The 19,412-nt window shown below is 58.8% G+C and carries 19 protein-coding genes; 12 read left to right on the top strand and 7 right to left on the bottom strand.

Annotation, left to right across the window (positions count from 1 at the left end; genetic code table 11):
* Positions 1–2: 2 nt before the first annotated feature.
* The 3 genes from RBB47_RS26705 to paaN form a co-directional block, all read right to left on the bottom strand.
* A complete protein-coding gene (locus tag RBB47_RS26705) occupies positions 3–875 on the bottom strand; it encodes a branched-chain amino acid ABC transporter permease (protein ID WP_305988970.1) in 873 nt (290 codons plus the stop codon).
* Between the two features lie 68 nt (positions 876–943).
* On the bottom strand, positions 944–2,083 hold the full coding sequence (locus RBB47_RS26700) for an ABC transporter substrate-binding protein (protein WP_305988969.1): 1,140 nt from the start codon (positions 2,081–2,083) through the stop codon (positions 944–946).
* A gap of 41 nt (positions 2,084–2,124) precedes the next feature.
* The gene (paaN, locus tag RBB47_RS26695) at positions 2,125–3,774 is read right to left on the bottom strand and encodes a phenylacetic acid degradation protein PaaN (RefSeq protein WP_305988968.1); all 1,650 of its coding nucleotides are present in this window, start codon (positions 3,772–3,774) and stop codon (positions 2,125–2,127) included.
* A 122-nt stretch (positions 3,775–3,896) separates the two neighbouring features.
* Between paaN and paaG the strand changes: the two genes are divergently transcribed.
* From paaG to RBB47_RS26675, 4 genes are all read left to right on the top strand, one after another.
* The gene (gene paaG / locus RBB47_RS26690; protein ID WP_305988967.1) at positions 3,897–4,691 is read left to right on the top strand and encodes a 2-(1,2-epoxy-1,2-dihydrophenyl)acetyl-CoA isomerase PaaG; all 795 of its coding nucleotides are present in this window, start codon (positions 3,897–3,899) and stop codon (positions 4,689–4,691) included.
* A 1-nt stretch (position 4,692) separates the two neighbouring features.
* On the top strand, positions 4,693–5,136 hold the full coding sequence (paaI, locus tag RBB47_RS26685) for a hydroxyphenylacetyl-CoA thioesterase PaaI (protein ID WP_305988966.1): 444 nt from the start codon (positions 4,693–4,695) through the stop codon (positions 5,134–5,136).
* A gap of 38 nt (positions 5,137–5,174) precedes the next feature.
* Positions 5,175–6,485, top strand: a complete 1,311-nt coding sequence (paaK, locus tag RBB47_RS26680; RefSeq protein WP_305988965.1) for a phenylacetate--CoA ligase PaaK — start codon at positions 5,175–5,177, stop codon at positions 6,483–6,485.
* 307 nt (positions 6,486–6,792) lie between these two features.
* Positions 6,793–7,392 (top strand): TetR/AcrR family transcriptional regulator, encoded by a 600-nt coding sequence (locus RBB47_RS26675; protein WP_305988964.1) that lies wholly within the window; start codon positions 6,793–6,795, stop codon positions 7,390–7,392.
* 48 nt (positions 7,393–7,440) lie between these two features.
* Here RBB47_RS26675 and RBB47_RS26670 read toward each other — a convergent pair whose 3' ends face one another.
* Positions 7,441–8,073, bottom strand: coding sequence for a GNAT family N-acetyltransferase (locus RBB47_RS26670; RefSeq protein WP_305988963.1), 633 nt, complete (start codon positions 8,071–8,073; stop codon positions 7,441–7,443).
* Positions 8,074–8,165: 92 nt separating this feature from the next.
* On the opposite strand from RBB47_RS26670, the gene RBB47_RS26665 reads away from it, so the two are divergent.
* Positions 8,166–9,020, top strand: a complete 855-nt coding sequence (locus RBB47_RS26665) for a LysR family transcriptional regulator (RefSeq protein ID WP_305988962.1) — start codon at positions 8,166–8,168, stop codon at positions 9,018–9,020.
* 73 nt (positions 9,021–9,093) lie between these two features.
* Here the strand turns inward: RBB47_RS26665 and RBB47_RS26660 are convergent, their stop codons facing one another.
* On the bottom strand, positions 9,094–10,479 hold the full coding sequence (locus RBB47_RS26660; RefSeq protein WP_305988961.1) for a DUF3179 domain-containing (seleno)protein: 1,386 nt from the start codon (positions 10,477–10,479) through the stop codon (positions 9,094–9,096).
* A gap of 652 nt (positions 10,480–11,131) precedes the next feature.
* Between RBB47_RS26660 and RBB47_RS26655 the strand changes: the two genes are divergently transcribed.
* The 3 genes from RBB47_RS26655 to RBB47_RS26645 are packed head-to-tail and all read left to right on the top strand — an operon-like array spanning position 11,132 to position 14,133.
* A complete protein-coding gene (locus tag RBB47_RS26655; RefSeq protein ID WP_305988960.1) occupies positions 11,132–12,211 on the top strand; it encodes a C4-dicarboxylate TRAP transporter substrate-binding protein in 1,080 nt (359 codons plus the stop codon).
* A gap of 21 nt (positions 12,212–12,232) precedes the next feature.
* On the top strand, positions 12,233–12,829 hold the full coding sequence (locus RBB47_RS26650) for a TRAP transporter small permease (RefSeq protein WP_305988959.1): 597 nt from the start codon (positions 12,233–12,235) through the stop codon (positions 12,827–12,829).
* Positions 12,826–14,133 (top strand): TRAP transporter large permease, encoded by a 1,308-nt coding sequence (locus RBB47_RS26645; protein ID WP_305988958.1) that lies wholly within the window; start codon positions 12,826–12,828, stop codon positions 14,131–14,133. The genes RBB47_RS26650 and RBB47_RS26645 overlap by 4 nt, the downstream gene beginning before the upstream one ends.
* 46 nt (positions 14,134–14,179) lie before the next feature.
* Here RBB47_RS26645 and RBB47_RS26640 read toward each other — a convergent pair whose 3' ends face one another.
* Positions 14,180–14,497: a cytochrome c gene (locus RBB47_RS26640; protein ID WP_305988957.1), complete on the bottom strand. Its 318-nt coding sequence runs from the start codon at positions 14,495–14,497 to the stop codon at positions 14,180–14,182.
* A 423-nt stretch (positions 14,498–14,920) separates the two neighbouring features.
* The gene (locus tag RBB47_RS26635; RefSeq protein ID WP_305988956.1) at positions 14,921–15,436 is read right to left on the bottom strand and encodes a MarR family winged helix-turn-helix transcriptional regulator; all 516 of its coding nucleotides are present in this window, start codon (positions 15,434–15,436) and stop codon (positions 14,921–14,923) included.
* A gap of 22 nt (positions 15,437–15,458) precedes the next feature.
* Here RBB47_RS26635 and RBB47_RS26630 point away from each other — a divergent pair, with 22 nt between their 5' ends.
* The 4 genes from RBB47_RS26630 to RBB47_RS26615 all read left to right on the top strand — a co-directional run bounded on the left by RBB47_RS26630 (position 15,459) and on the right by RBB47_RS26615 (position 19,325).
* Positions 15,459–15,974 carry a TRAP transporter small permease subunit gene (locus RBB47_RS26630; protein WP_305988955.1) on the top strand — a complete coding sequence of 172 codons (516 nt, stop codon included), beginning with the start codon at positions 15,459–15,461 and terminating at the stop codon, positions 15,972–15,974.
* Complete coding sequence (locus tag RBB47_RS26625) at positions 15,971–17,278, top strand: TRAP transporter large permease subunit (RefSeq protein ID WP_305988954.1); 1,308 nt, start codon at positions 15,971–15,973, stop codon at positions 17,276–17,278. The genes RBB47_RS26630 and RBB47_RS26625 overlap by 4 nt, the downstream gene beginning before the upstream one ends.
* A 17-nt stretch (positions 17,279–17,295) precedes the next feature.
* Positions 17,296–18,315 (top strand): TRAP transporter substrate-binding protein, encoded by a 1,020-nt coding sequence (locus tag RBB47_RS26620; RefSeq protein ID WP_305988953.1) that lies wholly within the window; start codon positions 17,296–17,298, stop codon positions 18,313–18,315.
* A gap of 86 nt (positions 18,316–18,401) precedes the next feature.
* A complete protein-coding gene (locus RBB47_RS26615) occupies positions 18,402–19,325 on the top strand; it encodes an alpha/beta fold hydrolase (RefSeq protein ID WP_305988952.1) in 924 nt (307 codons plus the stop codon).
* Positions 19,326–19,412 lie beyond the last annotated feature (87 nt).

Genomic DNA, 19,412 nt, shown 5'->3' with positions numbered 1-19,412 from the left:
GATCAGACCCTCTCCGTTTTCTTTTCGCCGAAGAGCCCCTGGGGCATCACGAAGAGCACAGCCAGGATCACAACAAAGGCAACGGCTTCCTTGTACTGCGAGGAGATGTATCCGGCGGTCAGCGCCTCAAAGAGACCGAGCAGGAGCCCGCCGACAAGTGCGCCTTTCGGATTTCCCATACCGCCCAGCATCGCGGCGGCAAAACCTTTCAGCGCCAGGCCGACACCGACATCGTAACTCACCAGCGTAATCGGCGTGACCAGAACACCGGCCAGGGCGCCAATGGCAGCCGAGAGCGCAAATGACAGCGTCATCACAAAGCCTGTGTTGATCCCGACGAGCTGCGCGGCCAGGCGATTGTTGGCAGTGGCCAAAACGGCCTTGCCGAGCAGCGTGCGCGTGAAGAACAGCCACAGACCGATAAAGATGGCAAAAGCACCGCAAATCACCCACAGGCTCTGCGGCAGAAGTGTCGCTCCCAGCAAGTGGATTGGGTCGTCACCGGAAAACGCCGGCAGGCGGTGGAGCTGCTTGTCAAAGATAACCTGGGACGCACCCCGGATCAGGATCGAAGCTCCGATGGTGATGATAATCAACGAGACAACCGGCGCGCCCCTGGCGGGCTCGATCGCAAACTTGTTGAGTGCGACGCCGATGGCAGCCGTTGCAACAATCGCTGTCAGCGCGGCAAGCGGAAGCGGCAGGCCAGCGTCGAAGGCAAACACCGTGATCATGCCGCCGAGCATGACGAACTCGCCCTGGGCGAAGTTCACAACATCGGAAGCGTTGTAGATGATCGTGAAGCCAAGCGCGACCAGCGCATAAACGGCGCCGACGGTCAGGCCGGAATAGATAAATTGCATAAGGGCGTCCATGGACGACGTTTCCTTTACGCGTTCGGGGAAAGCGGCCGGGAGACCCCTCCCGGCCGAAGGTCAATCAATCAGTCAATCGAGGTCCACTTGCCGTCGCGAATTTCCAGCATGCGGAAAGCGCTGAGATCAAGACCAAGGTGATCGTCGGCACTGAAGCTGTAAATGCCGGTGGTGCCGACCAGGCCATCGGTTGCTTCCAGCGCATCACGGATGGCGCTCGGATCGTCGCTCCCGGCGCGGGCAATCGCATCGGTCATCAGGCGGAAGGCGTCATGTGCGTAGCCGCCAAAGGTGGAGACAGCTTCACCGTATTTTTCTTCGTAAGCAGCCTTGTAGGCAGCAACGACCTCCTTCTGCGGGTCACCATCTTCGATGATGTCGGCAATCAGAAGCGCTGTGCCCGGAAGGCGCACACCTTCAGCAGCATCCGCACCTGCCAGCTCGATGAAACCGTCGGAAGCAACACCATGGCTCTGATAGAGCGGCAGATCGATTCCGAGCTGCGCATAGTTCCGCGTCACGATGGCCGGACCCTGGCCAAAGCCCGGGTTGAGGATCGCCTGGACGCCCTCGGTGGACTTGATCTTGGTCAGCTGAGGGGTCATGTCCGCGTCCTGCGGTGCATAGGTCTCCTGCGCGGCAATCGTGATCTCGTATGTGCCGGCAACATCCTTGCACTGGGCCTCCATGGACGCGCCGAAGCCGTCGGTGCCCGAGATCATGCCGATCGTCGTGATGCCGTTTTTCTGCATGTCGGTGAAGATTTTCTCGCAGGCCATGCGGTCGGTATGCGGTGTCTTGAACACATACGGGCGCACCGGATCGATAATCTGGATCGCACCGGCCAGAGAGATGAACGGAATGCCCTCGTCCTCGGCAACAGGGAGGATCGACATGGTGGTTCCGGTGGTCGATCCGCCAATGATGGCGACGACCTCGTCATCTTCAACCAGGCGGGTGGCAAAGGTGCGGGCCTTGTTCGGATCGCCGCCGTCGTCATAGAGGATCAGCTCGATCTTCTCTCCGTTGATACCGCCGGCGGCGTTGACTTCCTCTACAAGCATTTCGAGCGTCTTGGCTTCCGGATCGCCAAGGAAAGCGGCACCGCCAGAGGCGGACAGGCTGGCACCGAGTTTGATGTCGGCCTGAGCAGCAGACGTGAGTCCAAGTGCCAACAGGGTGGCGATAGCAGTCATCGTGAATTTCATGGGGTCCTCCCAGGGGTTTCCAGATTGGCCTTTCGCCGGTTTCAGGCGGATTTCGGCCAGCGGATCATGACGCGCCGGAACCGTGGCGCGACAAAAGCAGTGTCGGTCAGGCTTGCGTTTCCAGCCGGGTTCGCACCGGTGACGTGGAAATCGGAAAAGGCCGCCGATTGGTTGACGAAGATGTTGCCGGTGAGATTGACCGACAGGTTGACACCGGCATGGGCGAAGGCCCTGGCGGCCCGGTCGATCAGATCCTGTTCGCTCGCGTAGAGCGCGGCCGTGATTGCCCCTTTCTCCCGGGCAAGAGACGCGGCCTGATCAATCGCGTCACCAGCGGATTTGCTTGCAACGGCAAAGACAACCGGTCCGAAACACTCGTCACGATGAAGCGTGTCATCCCGGCTGACCGCGACGATCAACGGGGTCGCAGACCGGCCAGTGCCGGTCTTGCCGCTTTCGCGCAGGACCCGGCCCGCAGCGCGCGCGCGCTCCAGCCGATCCAGGCTTGCCGGATTGACGATGGTTCCGCAGACGCCGGAAGCCTGTTTGGGATCTGCAAGCAGCCTGTCGATTGCCGCTGCGATCCCGGTGAAGACCTCATCAAAGGTTTTGGGACCTTGGTCGGTTTCAATGCCGCTTTCCGGCACATAGATGTTTTGCGGTGATGTACACATCTGGCCGGAATAGAGCGCCAGCGAAAAGGCAAGGTTGTCACACATGCCGCCAAAATCATCCGTGCCGGTGATCACCACGGAATTGACGCCTGTCTCCTCGGTGAAGACCAGCGCGTCACCTGCGTTTTTCCGGATCCAGTCACCGAATGCGGACGATCCGGTGTAGTCGATGAGTTTCACATCCGGCGCGGCAACCAGATCTTTGGTGACGGGCGCGTCCGGCTCATCGACCGCAAGCAGGACAGCATCCACCGGCAACCCTTCTTCCGCCAATACTTCGCGCAGGACTTTGACCGTGATTGCGAGCGGCAAAATGGCCATCGGATGCGGTTTCACGATCGCCGTGTTGCCGGTGGCAAGGCTTGCAAAAAGGCCCGGATAGCCGTTCCAACCGGGAAACGTATTGCAGCCAATCGTGAGAGAAATGCCGCGCGGGACGATCCGCCAGTGTTTTTCCAGAACGATGGGCGTGTTCCTGCCCTGCGGTTTTTCCCAAACGGCCTTGTCGGCGGTCGCCGTCATTTCCGCATAGGCAGCAGCAACAGCTTCAAGGCCCCGGTCCTGAGCGTGCGGTCCTCCGGCCTGAAACGCCATTGGGAAGGCCTGGCCCGTCGTGTGGACCGTCGCATGCCCAATCAGAAAACTCATCTTGTTGAGACGAACGAGCGTCTCCAGGAGAACGCCGACGCGTGCCTCAACGCTTGCATTCGACCAGTCTTCAAGGGCTGCCTTGGAAGTGGAAATCAGTGTTTCCCTTGAGGCAGCGGGATAGGTCAGATCGAGATCCATGCCCCAGGGCGACACCTCCTGGCCGAGACGTTTTTCCTCAGGATGACCTGGAATATCGAACGGTTTGCCGACCAGCGCCGCAAACGCTTTCTCGCCGTCTTCACGCGCTGTCTCGCCGTAAATCCTGCCGGAGGGAACTTCCGGAAACGGCGTCCAGAATTCGCGCGTTTTCATCGCTTGCAGCGCGCCCTCCAGCAGGGCACGATTCTGATCGAAAAGCTGCGACATGAGTCCTCCTCAAAACTTCATGGCGTGGTCGTCGTCGCAAGACTTATAATTGACCGACCGGACGGTTTATGCAACAATTTGTTTTAGGGACCCATGAAGAAAATGGCGTCAGGGAGGTGAAAATGACGGAAAATCAAAGCGTTATATCAAGCCTGGAAAATGGCGTTTTGAAGCTGACGCTCAATCGGCCGGACAAACTGAACGCCTTTAACGAGGAAATGCACCTTGCCCTTCGCACCGGTATCGAGCGCGCTCACAACGAAGCCGACGTGCGTACAGTCCTGTTGACCGGAGCCGGTCGCGGCTTTTGCGCGGGCCAGGATCTCGGCGACCGCGATCCACGCAAGAGTGATGAGAAACCCGACCTCGGACACACCCTCGACACGTTTTACAACCCGACGCTGCGCTTGATCCGCGAACTCGAAAAACCGGTCGTCTGCGCGGTCAACGGCGTTGCCGCCGGCGCCGGTGCCAACATAGCCTTTGCTTGCGACATCGTTCTGGCAGCCCGGTCGGCAAAGTTCATACAGGCCTTTTCCAAGATCGGCCTGATCCCCGATGCCGGCGGCAGCTGGTCTCTCACCCGCATTCTCGGCGAACCGCGCGCCAAGGCGCTCGCCCTTCTCGCCGAGCCCGTGATGGCAGAACAGGCCGAAAGCTGGGGTCTGATCTGGAAAGCAGTCGATGATGACGCACTCTTGGATGCCGCCTTGGCGATTGCCGACAAGTTGGCACTCGGCCCGACTGTCGGCCTCGGCCTGACCAAGCGGCTGATCCAGGCCGCTGGAACACAGGATCTGGACACTCATCTTGACATGGAACGTGACTGCCAGAGGGCGGCGGGATTTACGGACGACTATGCCGAGGGCGTCACGGCCTTCCTTGAAAAGCGTCCCGCCGTCTTCAAGGGCAAATGATATGAAAGCTGCTTCCGAAATGAACCCGCAGGAGCTTGCCGAGGCTTGCGCCAAAATCATGTGGGACGATGACAACGCCTCACAGGCGCTCGGCATGGACCTCATCCGTGTTGCGCCGGGCGAAGCCGTTATCCGCATGACAGTCACTGACATCATGACCAACGGTCACGGCAACATGCACGGCGGCTATTTGTTCGCCCTGGCGGACAGCGCTTTTGCCTTTGCCTGCAACACCTACAACCAGGTGACCGTCGCCCAGCATTGTTCGATCACCTATATCGCCCCCGGCTCCCTCGGCGATGTTTTGACGGCAACTGCTCGAGAGCTCTCGAGACAGGGACGCTCCGGCATCTATGACATCAGTCTGACGCGAGAGGACGGAACCGTGATTGCCGAGTTCCGTGGCCATTCCCGCACCATCAACCGCACCTTTTTGCCCGAATGAACCGAAACGGCGCGACCTGCGCACTGGGAGAAGCTTGAATGATTGACCTCACGCCTGACCGCGGGATTCTCGACCCGATCGAAACCGCATCCCGCGACGAGATTTCTGAGCTCCAGCAAAACCGTCTTGCCTGGACCCTCGGCCATGCCTACGAAAACTCGCCTTTCTTCAAAAAACGCTTTGACGAACACGGCGCGCATCCTGGCGATTTCAAATCCCTGGCCGACCTTGCGAAGTTTCCGTTCACGGTGAAGCAGGACCTGCGTGACACCTATCCCTTCGGCATGTTTGCAACTCCGAGGGAAGATCTCGTCCGCATACATGGGTCCTCCGGCACCACCGGAAAGCCGACGGTTGTTGGTTATACGGCAAACGATATTTCCAACTGGGCTGATCTGATCGCGCGTTCGATCCGCGCCGCCGGTGGCCGCAAGGGCAACATTCTGCACAACGCTTATGGCTATGGCCTCTTCACAGGCGGTCTTGGCGCCCACTATGGCGCGGAACGGCTCGGCTGCACCGTGGTGCCCATTTCCGGCGGCATGACTGAACGCCAGGTGACCCTGATCGAGGACTTCCGTCCCGATGTCATCATGGTCACCCCGTCCTACATGCTGTCGATCCTGGATGAATACCGCCGCCGCGGCCTAGACCCGCGCGAAAGTTCGCTCAAGGTCGGGATCTTTGGCGCAGAGCCCTGGACCAATGCCATGCGCGAGGAAATCCAGGACGCCTTCGACATGCATGCCGTCGACATCTACGGTCTGTCGGAAATCATGGGGCCCGGCGTCGCCCAGGAATGCGTTGAGACCAAAGACGGTCTGCATGTCTGGGAAGATCATTTCTATCCGGAAATCATCGATCCGGTGACCGAAGAAGTGCTTCCCGACGGCGAGATGGGCGAGCTTGTCTTCACGACACTGAGGAAGGAAGGCCTGCCGATGGTCCGCTATCGGACCCGGGATCTCACCCGCATCCTGCCCGGCACAGCCCGCTCCATGCGCAGGATCGAAAAAATCACGGGACGCAGCGACGACATGATCATCCTGCGCGGTGTCAACGTCTTCCCCACCCAGATCGAGGAACAAATCCTCAAATGCGCCGGCCTGAGCGCCCACTTCCAGATCGAGCTGACCCGCGCCGGACGCATGGACGCGATGATCGTGCATGCCGAGGCAATGGCAGACGCAAGCAGCACTGAAGCACGCGCAGCCTCGGCGAAGGAACTCGCCCATCACATCAAGTCGACCATCGGCATATCCTCAAAGGTCGAAATCCATGAGCCAGACAGCATCGACCGCTCGCAAGGCAAGGCCAAGCGTGTCGTCGACAACCGCCCGAAGGAATAGGTCCGAAGATCCCGAAACGGAAAGAAACCACCCACGCTGTCGCGGACGAAGCAAGGCACGGATCCGGAACCCGGGCGGGAGGAAAGACCTCTTTTCAAAATGCAGACCCCGGCATGCGCTGCGTTTGGCCGGGAAAGCACTTGAGAGAATGAAGGTCTGACAACTCATGGAATAGAAGATCCAAACGAAATCAGCGATCTGGCCGGTCCACCGTTAATTGTCGGACCGGCTGGTCAATTTCATTCGATCAGGCTAGAAATTTGTAACCAGGCGCAAGCTTTGGTCCGCAATATGGAGTTCATGACGTATGGCGAGAACGCGCGCCAGTGATTTTGAAGAAAAACAGCATGGCCTGCTTCTGACGGCAGCCAATGTGTTTGCGACCCAGGGCATGGAAAAGGCGTCCATGTCGCAGATTGCCCAGGAAGCAGGTGTCTCCAAGTCGTTGCTCTATCACTACTACCCGTCGAAGGGTGTGCTGATCTTTGCGATCATCCGCTCGCATCTGGACAGTCTCGACGAAGCTCTGGAAACGGCGGACGACCCGTCCCTGCCCGCCGAAAAAAGACTGCACAAGCTGGTGATGACCGTACTGGACAACTATCGCGGCGCCGACGATCAGCACAAGGTCCAGCTCAATGCGGGCCCGGCGCTTTCCGACGAACAGAAGGCTGAGATCGTGGCCATCGAACGCCGGATCGTGCGTCACTTCTCCAACGCGCTGAAGGACATCCACCCGCAGCTCGCAAACCCCGATCGCCCCTTGCTGATGCCGGTGACGATGTCGCTCTTCGGCATGATGAACTGGGTCTATATGTGGTTCAAGGAAGGCGGTCCGGTTTCCCGCGAGGACTACGCCAACGTCGCAACGACGCTGATCCTGGAAGGCGTCAAAAAAGTAAAGTAATCCTGAGCGGTCTCCAGACACGAGAGATCGGGTTGACCGTTCGTTTCCTCATGCTTCGGGGAAATCTCCATCCTGCTTGGAGACATCCGCTATCGCGGCCTGACTGAAGCCGCCAGGAGTCACGGAGCCCGGACGTGGGTGCGCGCCGGGCACAAGCATCTTTTCCATCGCGAATAAGCGGACAAGGTAGCCGTTGGAAAGCCGCCCCTCGACAGGATGAAGGACGCGATAATCAAGGCCCACATATAGCGGTTTGCCGGGAAGCGTCGCCGTCAGCAAGAAGTGGCGGATGCCTTGGGCCGCCGCATCAGCTTCGATCAATGTCATGATCCGACGCCCGAGGCCCTGGCGGGCCATGGCCGGGTCGACATTCACGGCCCGAACAAAGGCCTGGCCAGGCGCGAGCGTGCTTGCGGTTCCACCCGCGGCATCTGCAAAACCGGGCGCGCGGCAGGACCAGCCCCCACCGGCAACGATTGCACCCTCTGGATCGGTGAAGACATGGTAATGACCGTCGTCGACCAGGTCGCGAGTCAGAATTGGCACTTCTTCAAGAGCAAGCCGCATCGCATCCAGGTCGTAATGGTCGCCACTAAGACCAAGCGTGGCGCGGCGCTGCAGGGCAATCAGGGCATTGAAGTCATCGGGCTCGGCAAGACGGTGGTTCAAAACCTTCTCCATCGGGCGCCTCCTTTGCCGAAGAGGATGCCGATGCAACAAGACATTTCGCAAACGAATTTACTTTCTAGTTCAAATAAGAAATTCTAATGGGCATGGATATCGATGCACTGAAAGCCTTTCTGGCAATTACCGAGACGGGCAGTTTCACTGCCGCCGGCCAGAAGGTCGGGCGTACGCAAAGTGCTGTCAGCCAGCAGATCAAGAAACTGGAGACCGAGATCGGGCGTCCGGTCTTCGATCGGGGTAGCGGCGCTGTGCGATTGACGCAGGAGGGACGCCGGCTCCTGGGCCCTGCGCGCGAGGTGCTGAACGCGCATAACAGGGCACTTGAAGCCTTCGCACTCACCTCTGGTGGTGGAAGGGTGGCACTCGGGATGTCCGAGTTCTTTCTGGAACCTGTTCTCAGCCGACTGTTGCCCGAGATACGGAATGCGGCACCGGACATTGAATTGTCCCTTTGGACTGAAGCCACGCCTCAACTTATCGGCGGCATCCGCGACAGCGGGCTCGATCTCGCACTGCTTGTCGGCGACACACCGGGGATGCCGGAAGCCGTCCCTCTGTTTGTGCGGGATGCGGTCTGGATAGGTCCTGAAATAGTGGATCTGCAGCAGATGGATCCGCTGCCGGTCATCTTGTGGGGGGAAGGAAGCGACTACGCACGCACGATTCAGGGCGCGCTTGAGCGCGCCGGACGCCGCTATCGTGTTGCCATGACAACGAAGAGCTTCGGTGCGATGATGGCGGCAGCACGAGCAGGTATCGGCATAGCGGCCGGCTTGGCTGAAAACGTGGAGGCCGGCCTGAGGGTTCTGGGCCCGGAGGCCGGAATGCCACACATTCGCACCTTGAAAGTGTCGCTTGCGCGCAGACCCGAAGCGCGATCAAAAGCCGTCCGCGAAGTGGAACGCCTGATCATGAGGCTGTTCGCCGACGGGACGGGTTGATCATCCTCCGTTTCAATCCCGGGGGGAACTGCAGACGGCTCGGATCGCTCACCGCCCAACCTCAATAAGTGACTTACCCGGACCAGAGTTCTGTGCCGGGATGAAACTGTGACCAGGCAAACCAGAACGCCTGGTGACTGCCAAGGTCCGAGCCGTCTGCGTCAACAGCCCTGATCCCGCCGGCATCCAGTTTGAGACGCACATTTTCAAACGCGATCTCATCGCCCTTCTTCAAGGCCACAAGAGCCTTGCTGCGCTGAAACGCCACCGGTTTCCCGGATGCCGTGACGACACCGATGATATCTTCATGAACCGGCAGCCGCGGATCGACATCGCCAACCGGGAAGATCGGACCGTTGGCATCGCGGCCATTGCGGAAATCGAAGTCGCGCCCGAGCGCGAGCGCTTCAACAAGCACCGTTGTCTCCGGGTGTTCCTTTTTCCAGGTGCCCCAGTCGGTGGTCACAACGCTGGCCTGTTCCAGTTGCAGCTTCTTGTCCGCCAGCGGACCTGTAACAGCCTTGCCCAGAAATGTGTCGAACACCGAATAGGTATTAACGTCATACATGACCTTGTTGGATCGAATGAGGAGGCCAGACGTGCGCAGGACCGGTCTCTCGATGCCGTCGGGCAATTGGTCGGTGAAATAGGCCTGCGCAGCGCCGCACAAGGTGCAATAGGGAATGCCAAGATCTCTGCCGCCGAGCGTATCGTTGACCATCTCGCGCACTTCCATGATGCGGCGCGGATAGGCCCGGGACTCCCCGTTCACCTCGATGCCGAAAACAATATCGTCATCCTTCAGCCAGGTCGCCTCGTCCGCGCTGCTAACCTCGGGATTGTCCGCGGCGGGAATGCAGTTGCAGGCTTCGTCGGTCTTGTCGAAAGCGCGGTTGTCGATCAGCACGCCGCCCCACGAGACGTGGCGCCAGTCGATGTCACCTTCGACAAAGATCTTGTCCCAGCCGGGGACAACCGTCGTGAAGATGGCCCGTTTCACCCGGAGATAGTCCGGGGGTGCCGGTATATCCCAGGCGATCAGATGATCCGTGATGACGCCCCAGTTGTTTTGCTGGGGGATTTCTTTTCCCAGGAGGGTCGAGGCGGCATCGGTCAGGAATGCACTGAGCTGCGAACCGGCGGTGAAGCGCATCAGATCGCTGATGATCCAGACAAGCCTGGGATCCTTTGATTCAGAAACCCTGATGAGGGCAAGCGTCTGATCCGAGCCCCAGGCCGATTGCGTCAGGCTGTCGACGAAGGCTGTTTCCACCGCCTCTTTCACGGTCTCCGACAACGGCCCGTCCGGGATCGGCGGCGGTGAACCGTACTGTTCAATAACGTAATCCGGCAGCGGGGCCGCTTCCTGGCCACGCACCGCACCTGACCAGGCCAGCGAAACTGCTACCGCCGCCACGATCAAGACGATGCGGAATTGAGAATTGATTGCCAACACCATGGGAGCGCCTCTCGCGTCTCTGGTTGATCCCCCCGCCCGCGAGCCGCGTCAAAGCAGCCTGCGCGCTACGCCGCCCTAATAAAGAGCCCTTAGAACGCGTGCGGCCAATCACAGTGCTTCAGTAATTGGTGAGCGGGTGTCATGAGCGAGCGAACCCCGCTCGTGTTGTTGCTGGAATGTACCGATTGCTGCCCGGTGCACTGGGACTGGGTGGCGTGGCGCGATCTCTCGTTCAAAACTTGTCATTCCGGCTGGAGCCCGGCCAGTACTTTTCGGTCATCTCATCGAGTGCACACAATCGCACTTTCTGAACCCGACAGTCATTGAGCCGACCGGGTCCCCCGCCCGTTTCGCAGAAGGGCCATCTCGTCCATCACCCTTCCGACCACAAAGAAACGTTCTAAAGGTCAAGACGTAATCTGATGCCTGTCTGCCTAGGACTGCGGATAAGATCGCCGGACAAGGGAGGAAGTGCCGGCCATGTCAATGGTACGGCACGGCATCGCGACCGCGTGTCCGGGCTGCGCAGCGGCACAGTTGAACGGTTGGGAAATGAACTGTTCGCAACAGCAGATGACCCCGAAGAACCTCTTGAACCAGATCGACCGGTCCTTCTGCGGACCGCCAACCGACACAGCCAAGGGAGGAAAGAATGAGGGACATATCGAGGCGCATGGCGACCACCGCCGCAATGCTTGCCGGCACCGCCGTTCTGCTGATCCAGGGCGCCCAGGCACAGGAAAAAATCAATGTCACGGTTCTTTCCGGATACACGGACCGGACCGCATGGATCCGGCACCTGAAAGACTTCTGGATGCCGGAGGTCAACAAGCGTCTGGCGGAAACCGGCAATTATGAACTGAACTATCTGGAAGCTTTCGGAACCGTCGTTCAGCCGCGTGGAGAGTTCGATGCCATCGGCAACGGCATCGGCAATATCGGCCTTGTTGTGACGGCCTTCCACACGGACAAGGTGCCCTTGTCCAGCGTTTCCTACGTGACCCCATTTGTGACGGTGGATCTGGCGCTGACGTCGGAAGTCAATGACGCGCTCACATTCTCCATCCCGGAAATGAAACAGGGTTGGGAGAAATTCAATCTTGAGTTTCTGGGACATATGGGGGCCATCAAGTCCTACAATGTCCTGTCGAAAGAACCGATTGAGAGCCTCGAGGATTTTGAAGGCATCAAGGTCTCCGGCGCCGGTCTGAACCTGCGCTGGCTTGAAGGTCTGGGTTCAACTGGTGTGCCCACCGCGCTCCCCAAATTCTATCAGGAGGTCAACAGCGGCGTTTCGGATGCGCTTGTCGGATGGGCTGACGTGGTGGGTGCGTTCAAACTCTGTGAAGTTGCCCCGCATTTCCTGTCGGCGGACATGGGCTCGGTCTCGAATTTTGCGTTGGTGGCGAACAAGTCCTGGTTCGACGGACTCCCTAGCGAGGTGCAGGATGCCATTCGGGACGTCACGCCGCAGTACCGCGATCTTCTGGCTGAAGTCACGACCGAAGGCGACGCAAAGGGACGTCAGGCGTGTGTCGATCAGGGCGGCACAATCCATGAAATATCTGCCGAGATGCGGCAGGACTGGGCGGACTCTCTGCCGAACATCGCCAAGGAATGGGCCGCTGCGGCAGACGCGAACGGGCTCCCCGGAACGGATGTTCTTGCGGCTTACATGGAGATGATGCGTGAGGCCGACCAGCCGATTGCCCGCCAGTGGGACCGCGAATAGAGCCCGCGCTCAGGTCACGTCATGCAAAACGCACATCCAAAGAGATCTCCGGCTCTGCGCATCCTTGATGCGTTGAGCTGGTGTCTGAACAGCGCCGTCACGTCACTGAACGCACTAGGGACACTGATTATCATCGCGCTCATGGTTCTGATCTGCGCCGACGTGGTGAGCCGAAACGTTTTCGCATCCTCTTTGCCCGGTGTGATCGAATTGGCCGAACTCGGCATCGTTTCCATCGTCTTTCTGCAGATTGCGGACACGGTGAAATCCGGCAAGCTGATGCGGTCCGATGCGTTGATAAACGTGATCAACGGCCTCTATCCGCGCGTCGCGATAACGCTGAACATATTCTTTGATGCGACCGGAGCTGTTCTTTTCTATTTCATCGCCAACGGTGCCTTCGGGCGTTTCCTCAGCGCTTGGTCCGGTGGGTTCTATCTCGGAAACCTGGGCTCATTCACGGTCCCCACGTGGCCAATGGAGCTTTGTGTGGCGCTTGGCTCGACCCTCATGTTCCTGCTCTTCACCACCAAGGCTCTAAAGGGCGGTTTGGCTCTTGTCCGGGGCACGCAACCACCGCCGCCTGCACCAGACTATGGAAGCGAATACGACGCATGACCGGATTGGAGATTGGCATAGTTTCGGTGCTGGGCATTCTGCTGCTGGTCGTGCTCGGAATGTATATTCCGGTTGTCCTGGCGGTCGTTTCCCTCCTTGGTGCCTGGTTCATTTCCGGCAACTTCAACATTGCGATCTTTTTGCTGACCCAAAAAACCGTTGAAACCATCTCCAGCCAGGAGTTTGCGGTAATTCCCTTGTTCGTCTTGATGGGGTTGTTGATTTCCATCTCGGATATCGCACGCGAGACATTTGGCGTTGCGAATTATGTGTTCCGGAAAATCGCCGGTGGGCTGGGGATCGCAACAGTTGCTGCAAACGCCGTTTTCGCATCAATCACCGGGGTCAGTGTCGCCTCTGCCGCCGTGTTCACGAAAGTCGCCGTTCCGGAAATGCTGCGGTTTGGCTATCATCCGCGCCTTGCAGTGGGCATCGTTGCCGGCAGTTCGATACTCGGCATGCTGATCCCACCCAGTATCCTCCTGATCGTCTACGCGTTCATCGCCGAAGTCAGTGTCGGCTCACTCTTCCTGGCAGCCGTCATCCCCGGATTGCTGCTGGCACTGTTTTATGTCCTGGCCATTGCCGCCGTCGGACGGTTTCGGCCCGACTGGGTCGGGCGAAACGCGGCAGCCACCGCAAGCGACGCCGAAGACATGAACCTTGCGAAGGCGGTTCGCCTGCTCGCACCGATCGTTGCTCTAGTGGCCTTGGTCATCGGGGGGATCTATACGGGTTTGTTCACCCCGACCGAATCCGGTGCGGTCGGTGCCGCGGGAGCGCTACTCCTGACGCTCGCACGCCGGCGCCTCAGCTGGTCGACATTCTGGCGCGTCGCCGTCGAGACCGGACATGTCACGGCATCGATTTGTTTCATGATCATTGCCGCCAGCATGTATTCCTCAATGCTCGGCCTTTCGGGGGTCCCGACCGAGCTTCAAAACTGGGTGGTGTCGTCGGGTTTCGATCTGGTCGCGCTGATCTGTGTTTATGTTCTGATCGTGATCCTGCTGGGAACGCTGTTGGACTCCGTTTCCATCATTCTGATCGTTCTGCCAATCTTCATTCCCCTGCTTCAGCACTTCCAGATTGATCTTATCTGGTTCGGTATTTTGTCCATCATCGTGGTTGAAATCGGCCTGCTGACACCACCGCTCGGGTTCGCGGTCTTCGTCGTCAAAAGCTGCCTGTCGGACGACCGGATCAAGCTGAAAGACGTATTCATGGGCGCGCTGCCGTTCGGCCTGATCATGCTGCTGGTCGTTGTGCTCATTTCCGTCTTTCCCGGACTGATAATCCATTGAAGCCAACGAAAGAGCGTGAAGGCTCAGGTGGGAGCCCGTCAGATCATTATTGCAGTCCGAGCCTGGTACGAGCCTGGTCAGGCGCAAGCGACATCAGGAAGGTCGCTATTTGTCTGGCCTCAAGGTCATCCAAAGTGACTTTCGGCATGTTCTCAACACCTTCGGCTGCAGCAACAACATCCTTGTAAAGGATCCCCTGGATGTCCGGACCGTTGCCACCTTCGGCAGTCTTGCCGTGGCATCTCATGCACTTCTTCATGTAGAGCACTTGCCCCGCCTTTATCTCATCATCAGGCAACAGCAGGGCATCGGCGAGGACCGGGCAGGACACAAAAACAAGCAGGAATGTCGCAAGGAGACGCATGCGTGAAGTTTACTCCATGAGATCACAGCGGCATGACGACCTGATTTGTGGTCGTTCCCTGAACGGGTACCTACCTGCGTTTTGACGTTTTTTTGCGCTTTCCAACGTTCGGATTTTACGCCGGTTTTGCGGGTGCGATGGAAACAGGGTCATCACAACATATGGAGATGACAATGACCCTGATCGATCAATCGTTCAAACCCGCGTCCCGGCCCACGCTCGGAAACTGGCTGAGGCGAATTCCAGTCGAAATCGAACTCTGGTCCGCCGCATGGCTCGAATTTCAGCAGCTTTGTGAGCTCGATGGCCGTGCACTGAAAGATATGGGGCTTTCAGAAGCTGACCGAGCATCCGTGACGGTCCCGAAGATTGCCGAACGCATGCGCCAACGGTGCCAGGGTCCCTACCCCGGAGGCACAGCCGCTACGGCTGCCGCCAACGCGGGACATCCCGCGCAAGCTTGTCGAGAAGCGTTTCGAGCGTGTCGATTTCCTCGGGCGTCAGCGTTTCCAGCATGACCTTCTCGGCCTCGGCAAATCGGACCAAGAGATGGTCATGAAGGGCTTGGCCTTCCGGCGTGATGTTGAGAACCCGCCGCCGTGTGTCCACTTGGTCCGGCACGCGCGAGATCAGACCCTTTTCCGTCAACGACGTGACGGCCCGACTGACGGTGTTGGAGGGTTGCTCCGTGATCTCGCAGATGTCGCGCGCGTTCAGATCCTTTTGGAAACTGAGGCACATCAGCACCGTCAGTTCCGGCCTGATGAGCCCGGTGTCGCGCTCCATCCATCGCAGCAACGGCTCCCGCCAGAAATTCGTGAGAAAGGAGATCCGATACCCGATCGGGATTTTTGTCGCGTCGAGAATGCCAAGCAGTTTCATGGCCATTACGATAATCGGAAAATAAAGATTGCTCCAGATGGAAATATATAGTTCCATATGGAGCTAAAGGGAGGACGCCGTGAAAGCCGTTCAGGAAGCGAGCCTAAAGGTGCTGGCTATCGGGGTTGTCGTGCTGATGGGCGCGATCGTCCTTCAGGTCATCTGCAGCGCCCTGGACATTAATCCTCTGGCTACATTTCCCACGGCACTGCCTTTCCTTGGCAAGGCTGTGACCTTGAATTCCCTCTTGGATTTTCAATGGCATCTTTTGGTCATCGTCGGGCTTCTGCCGGCTGGAATCGTGTGGCTGGCGGGCACGCATGTCCGGGTGGATTTTCTCTACAACCCGATGCCCTCCCGCTGGAAAGCGCGCATTGACCTTGTCGGCAATATTCTGTTTGCCGCTCCTTTCTTCGTCCTGATGATCCCGGCGGCCGTCAACTTCATGTTGCGCGCCTGGAGCTCGGGCGAAGCCTCGCGCAATGGCGGCCTTAATGATCTGTGGCTAATCAAGTCGGTTCTTCCCCTTGGGCTTCTTTTGCTGGCACTTGCGGTTCTGATCGAAACCATTCGGCTGATAAGAGCGGCCAAATGAGCGAGACCATCCTGCCTCTGGCCATGGCCGGCCTCACGCTCGGCGCGATCTTGCTGGGGTACCGGGTTGGTATGGTACTCGCCGGATCTGCGGCCCTGTTCATCCTCGTATCCGATCTGCCCATCGCATTTTTCAATCTTCTGACCAGCCGTATCTACGCGAACGTCCTCTCCAATTGGCTTCTGGTGGCTATCCCCATGTTCATCTTCATGGGCCTGATCCTGGAAGTCTCGGGCGTTGCCGAACGTTCGCTCCGCGCTGCCCAGAAAGCGCTCGGTGGAAGTGCCGCCGGAATGGGTGTTTCGGTGCTGGTGGTCGGCGTGATGCTGGCCGCGTCGTCAGGAATAGTAGGCGCATCCGTCGTCCTTCTGTCCCTTTTGGCTCTGCCACGCCTGTTGGAGGCCGGCTACGATAAACAGACGACCGCAGGCCTGGTGACTGCATCCGGCACGCTCGCGATCCTGATCCCGCCGTCGGTGATGCTGATCATCCTCGGCGACCAGCTGCAAACCCCCGTCCCGTCAATGTTTGCCGGCGCGATCGGCCCGGGTTTGCTGTTGGTTCTGGTCTACGCAGCCTTCGTGATCTGGCGCTCACGGGGACTTCCGAGGATAACAGAATACGAACGCGCCTCGCCCCTGAAGGTCCTTTTGGATCTCGGCCCGTTGATCGGACTGGTGGTCGCTGTTCTCGGCTCGATCATTGCAGGAATTGCAACACCGACAGAGGCCAGCGGACTGGGTGCCTTCGGCGCAGTGCTTATGACGGCTCTTTATGGCCGGTTCAGCCTTGCCACGCTGATGGAGGCAGCCTGCAAGACGGTAATCACGACCTCCACGGTACTCTTCCTGATGATCGGCGCGACTTGCTTCTCGGCCGTTTTCAAGGCGGTTGGTGGTGATGATCTTGTCGAGGCAGGCATCATGGCTTTCGGCGATGGGCCCTATATCGTTCTCGCCGTTGTCATGATGTCGATTTTCCTGCTCGGCTTTGTTCTGGACTGGCTTGAGATCACGCTGATCCTCATGCCGATTTTCGCACCCGTGATATCCGGTCTCGATTTCGGAAACGGCCTGTCCGGCGACGCGTTGCTGATCTGGTTCGGAATTCTGGTTGCGGTCAATCTGCAGACATCTTTTCTGACGCCACCGTTCGGTTTCTCGCTGTTTTATCTGCGCGGTGCCGTCGGCGACCGCCTGTCGACGCCGGAGATCTATGGCGGCGTCGTCCCCTTCATCGCACTGCAGCTTCTTGTGCTGGCGCTTTTGATCCTGTTTCCCGGGCTGATCACCGGGTTGATTTAACCAAGGGAGGAATAGTCATGAAACGTGTGTTGTTTGCCGCCGCGCTTTTTGCGGCCACCGCATCAGGTACACAAGCCGAAACCTTCACGCTGCAAAGCGCCTTCGGAGCTCTGCCGGTTCTGAACCCCGCAGCCGAGCGCTTTGTCGGCAACGTCAAAACCCTGACCGGCGGCGAAGTGGAGTTCGACTACCTCTTGGCAGGAGAGCTTTCGCCTCCTTTCGAGATTTTCGACAATGTCAGTGCCGGCGCCATCGATGCGGCCTGGTCTTACGCCGCCTATGCCTCCGGCAAGGAGCCCGCTGCAGCCCTGTTCGGATCCGTTCCCTTCGGCGGAGACCCGCTGTCCTATATCTCCTGGCTGCATCATGGTGGCGGGATCGAGCTTTGGCGCGAAATTTACGAACCCTATAACCTGGTTCCCATGGCTTGCGGCGTGATCCTGTCTGAAGCCGGCGGCTGGTACACCAAGCCGATTGAAAGCCCTGAGGATCTGCAGGGGCTCAACATCCGCATCGGCGGTCTTGGCGGCGCCATCCTGGCAAAACTCGGCGCCAATGCCATGTCGCTTCCGGCAGGAGAAATCTCAACATCGCTGGAAACCGGGCGTCTTGATGCAACCGAGCTCAGCTTTCCGCTGGTCGACAAGCTGCTCGGTTTCGACAAGGTGGCCAAGAACTACTATTTTCCGGGTTGGCACCAACCCGCAGGGTTCATCGAATTCTACATGAACAAGGACAAGTGGGAGGGACTAACCGACGCCCAGCGCACGGCGATCGAAGTCTCCTGTGCAGACGCAAATCTCTACGCGATGGGCGTTGCAGCTGGTGCGCAAAGCCCCATTCTTGAGGAATTCAGAGCAAATGGTGTCGAGGTCAAGCGTTTCCCGGACAGCGTCATGGATGCCTTGCGCGCGGCCGCGGACGAGGTTTACGCCGAAAAGTCAGCGGAAGATGAAATGTTCAAAAAAGTAATCGACAGCTATCGCGCCTATTCGGCGAACTACAACGAGTACCAGAACCTGTCCGATCTGAACTAACGTCAAGCTACAGCCGGGTCCCGCTCGCAGAGACGGGGCCCGGCAGCGCTGACGGACGCACGCCGGAACTCGGAGGAGCCAGACAATTGAGTTACGCACTGTCGGACTTCGGCAGCTATACCGTTGCGGGCCGCGTTCACGAGGTGACAGAGGGTGAACCGCGGAGCATCAACTTCACCCGGTCTGCAAGCTATGTCTACGATCCGAAGGGCCACTTCCCGGTTGAACATGCCTATGTCCAATATTTTGTTCCGGCGAACCGCAACGGCTTCCCTCCAGTGGTGCTGGTTCACGGCGGCGGCATGCACGGAAGCACTTGGGAAACAACACCGGACGGGCGCCCCGGATGGCTCAATCATCTGGTTCGCCTCGGATACGAGACCCACGTGTTGGACAATGTCGAACGCGGCCGGTCCGGATTTGCCATAGACATCTGGGAGGGGGATCCGATCGGCCGCTCCCAGCAAGAGGCCTGGGCTCTCTTCAGGATCGGTCCCAGAGACGGCTTCGCGACCCGCACACCATTTCCTGACGGACAGTTTCCAACGGACCACTTCGACACGTTCGGCCGCATGCTGGTGCCGCGCTGGCTGACGACAACTCCTCTCCACGTCGCGGCACTGGTTGCCGTGCTCAAACGCATCGGTCCGGCCATTGTCGTCTGCCACAGCCAGGGCGGGGAGATTGCTATGGACGCCATGCGCCAGGTTCCCGACCTGTTCGCCGGGCTTGTCGGGATCGAACCGTCGACGCGACTGAACGATCCTGAAACGGCTACAGCCGTTCCAACAGTCCTTTTCGCCGGTGACCACCTGGATATTGACGAACACTGGCTGGAACGCCGGCAGATCTGGAACGACTGGGTCAGGATCCAGACTGAACATGGCGGCAAGGCCGCGCTGATCCGCTCCGGACATGACCTTCGCGCAGGCCACACCCACATGCCCATGCTCGACTACGGCAGCGAAGAGTGCCTGACCGCCTGCCTGGACGCGCTTCAACTTAATTGAACATCGCCGGTCTCCCAAAAGAAGAGACCCGGAGGTTTCCAGGCAAACAACGGGCTATGCTACGCTTCTGACGGGGAAGAGGTGAAA

The organism is Roseibium sp. MMSF_3544, assembly GCF_030732845.1.
Classification (GTDB): domain Bacteria; phylum Pseudomonadota; class Alphaproteobacteria; order Rhizobiales; family Stappiaceae; genus Roseibium.
Note: the sequence above shows the minus strand (reverse complement) of the source record. Positions and strands in the feature narration are given on the sequence as shown.

Excerpts from the sequence above, each read along its gene's own strand:
- RBB47_RS26705 (WP_305988970.1), bottom strand. The coding sequence starts at position 875 with ATGGACGCCCTTATGCAATTTATCTATTCCGGCCTGACCGTCGGCGCC.
- RBB47_RS26700 (WP_305988969.1), bottom strand. The coding sequence starts at position 2,083 with ATGAAATTCACGATGACTGCTATCGCCACCCTGTTGGCACTTGGACTC.
- paaN (WP_305988968.1), bottom strand. The coding sequence starts at position 3,774 with ATGTCGCAGCTTTTCGATCAGAATCGTGCCCTGCTGGAGGGCGCGCTG.
- paaG (WP_305988967.1), top strand. The coding sequence starts at position 3,897 with ATGACGGAAAATCAAAGCGTTATATCAAGCCTGGAAAATGGCGTTTTG.
- paaI (WP_305988966.1), top strand. The coding sequence starts at position 4,693 with ATGAAAGCTGCTTCCGAAATGAACCCGCAGGAGCTTGCCGAGGCTTGC.
- paaK (WP_305988965.1), top strand. The coding sequence starts at position 5,175 with ATGATTGACCTCACGCCTGACCGCGGGATTCTCGACCCGATCGAAACC.
- RBB47_RS26675 (WP_305988964.1), top strand. The coding sequence starts at position 6,793 with ATGGCGAGAACGCGCGCCAGTGATTTTGAAGAAAAACAGCATGGCCTG.
- RBB47_RS26670 (WP_305988963.1), bottom strand. The coding sequence starts at position 8,073 with ATGGAGAAGGTTTTGAACCACCGTCTTGCCGAGCCCGATGACTTCAAT.
- RBB47_RS26665 (WP_305988962.1), top strand. The coding sequence starts at position 8,166 with ATGGATATCGATGCACTGAAAGCCTTTCTGGCAATTACCGAGACGGGC.
- RBB47_RS26660 (WP_305988961.1), bottom strand. The coding sequence starts at position 10,479 with ATGGTGTTGGCAATCAATTCTCAATTCCGCATCGTCTTGATCGTGGCG.
- RBB47_RS26655 (WP_305988960.1), top strand. The coding sequence starts at position 11,132 with ATGAGGGACATATCGAGGCGCATGGCGACCACCGCCGCAATGCTTGCC.
- RBB47_RS26650 (WP_305988959.1), top strand. The coding sequence starts at position 12,233 with ATGCAAAACGCACATCCAAAGAGATCTCCGGCTCTGCGCATCCTTGAT.
- RBB47_RS26645 (WP_305988958.1), top strand. The coding sequence starts at position 12,826 with ATGACCGGATTGGAGATTGGCATAGTTTCGGTGCTGGGCATTCTGCTG.
- RBB47_RS26640 (WP_305988957.1), bottom strand. The coding sequence starts at position 14,497 with ATGCGTCTCCTTGCGACATTCCTGCTTGTTTTTGTGTCCTGCCCGGTC.
- RBB47_RS26635 (WP_305988956.1), bottom strand. The coding sequence starts at position 15,436 with ATGGAACTATATATTTCCATCTGGAGCAATCTTTATTTTCCGATTATC.
- RBB47_RS26625 (WP_305988954.1), top strand. The coding sequence starts at position 15,971 with ATGAGCGAGACCATCCTGCCTCTGGCCATGGCCGGCCTCACGCTCGGC.
- RBB47_RS26620 (WP_305988953.1), top strand. The coding sequence starts at position 17,296 with ATGAAACGTGTGTTGTTTGCCGCCGCGCTTTTTGCGGCCACCGCATCA.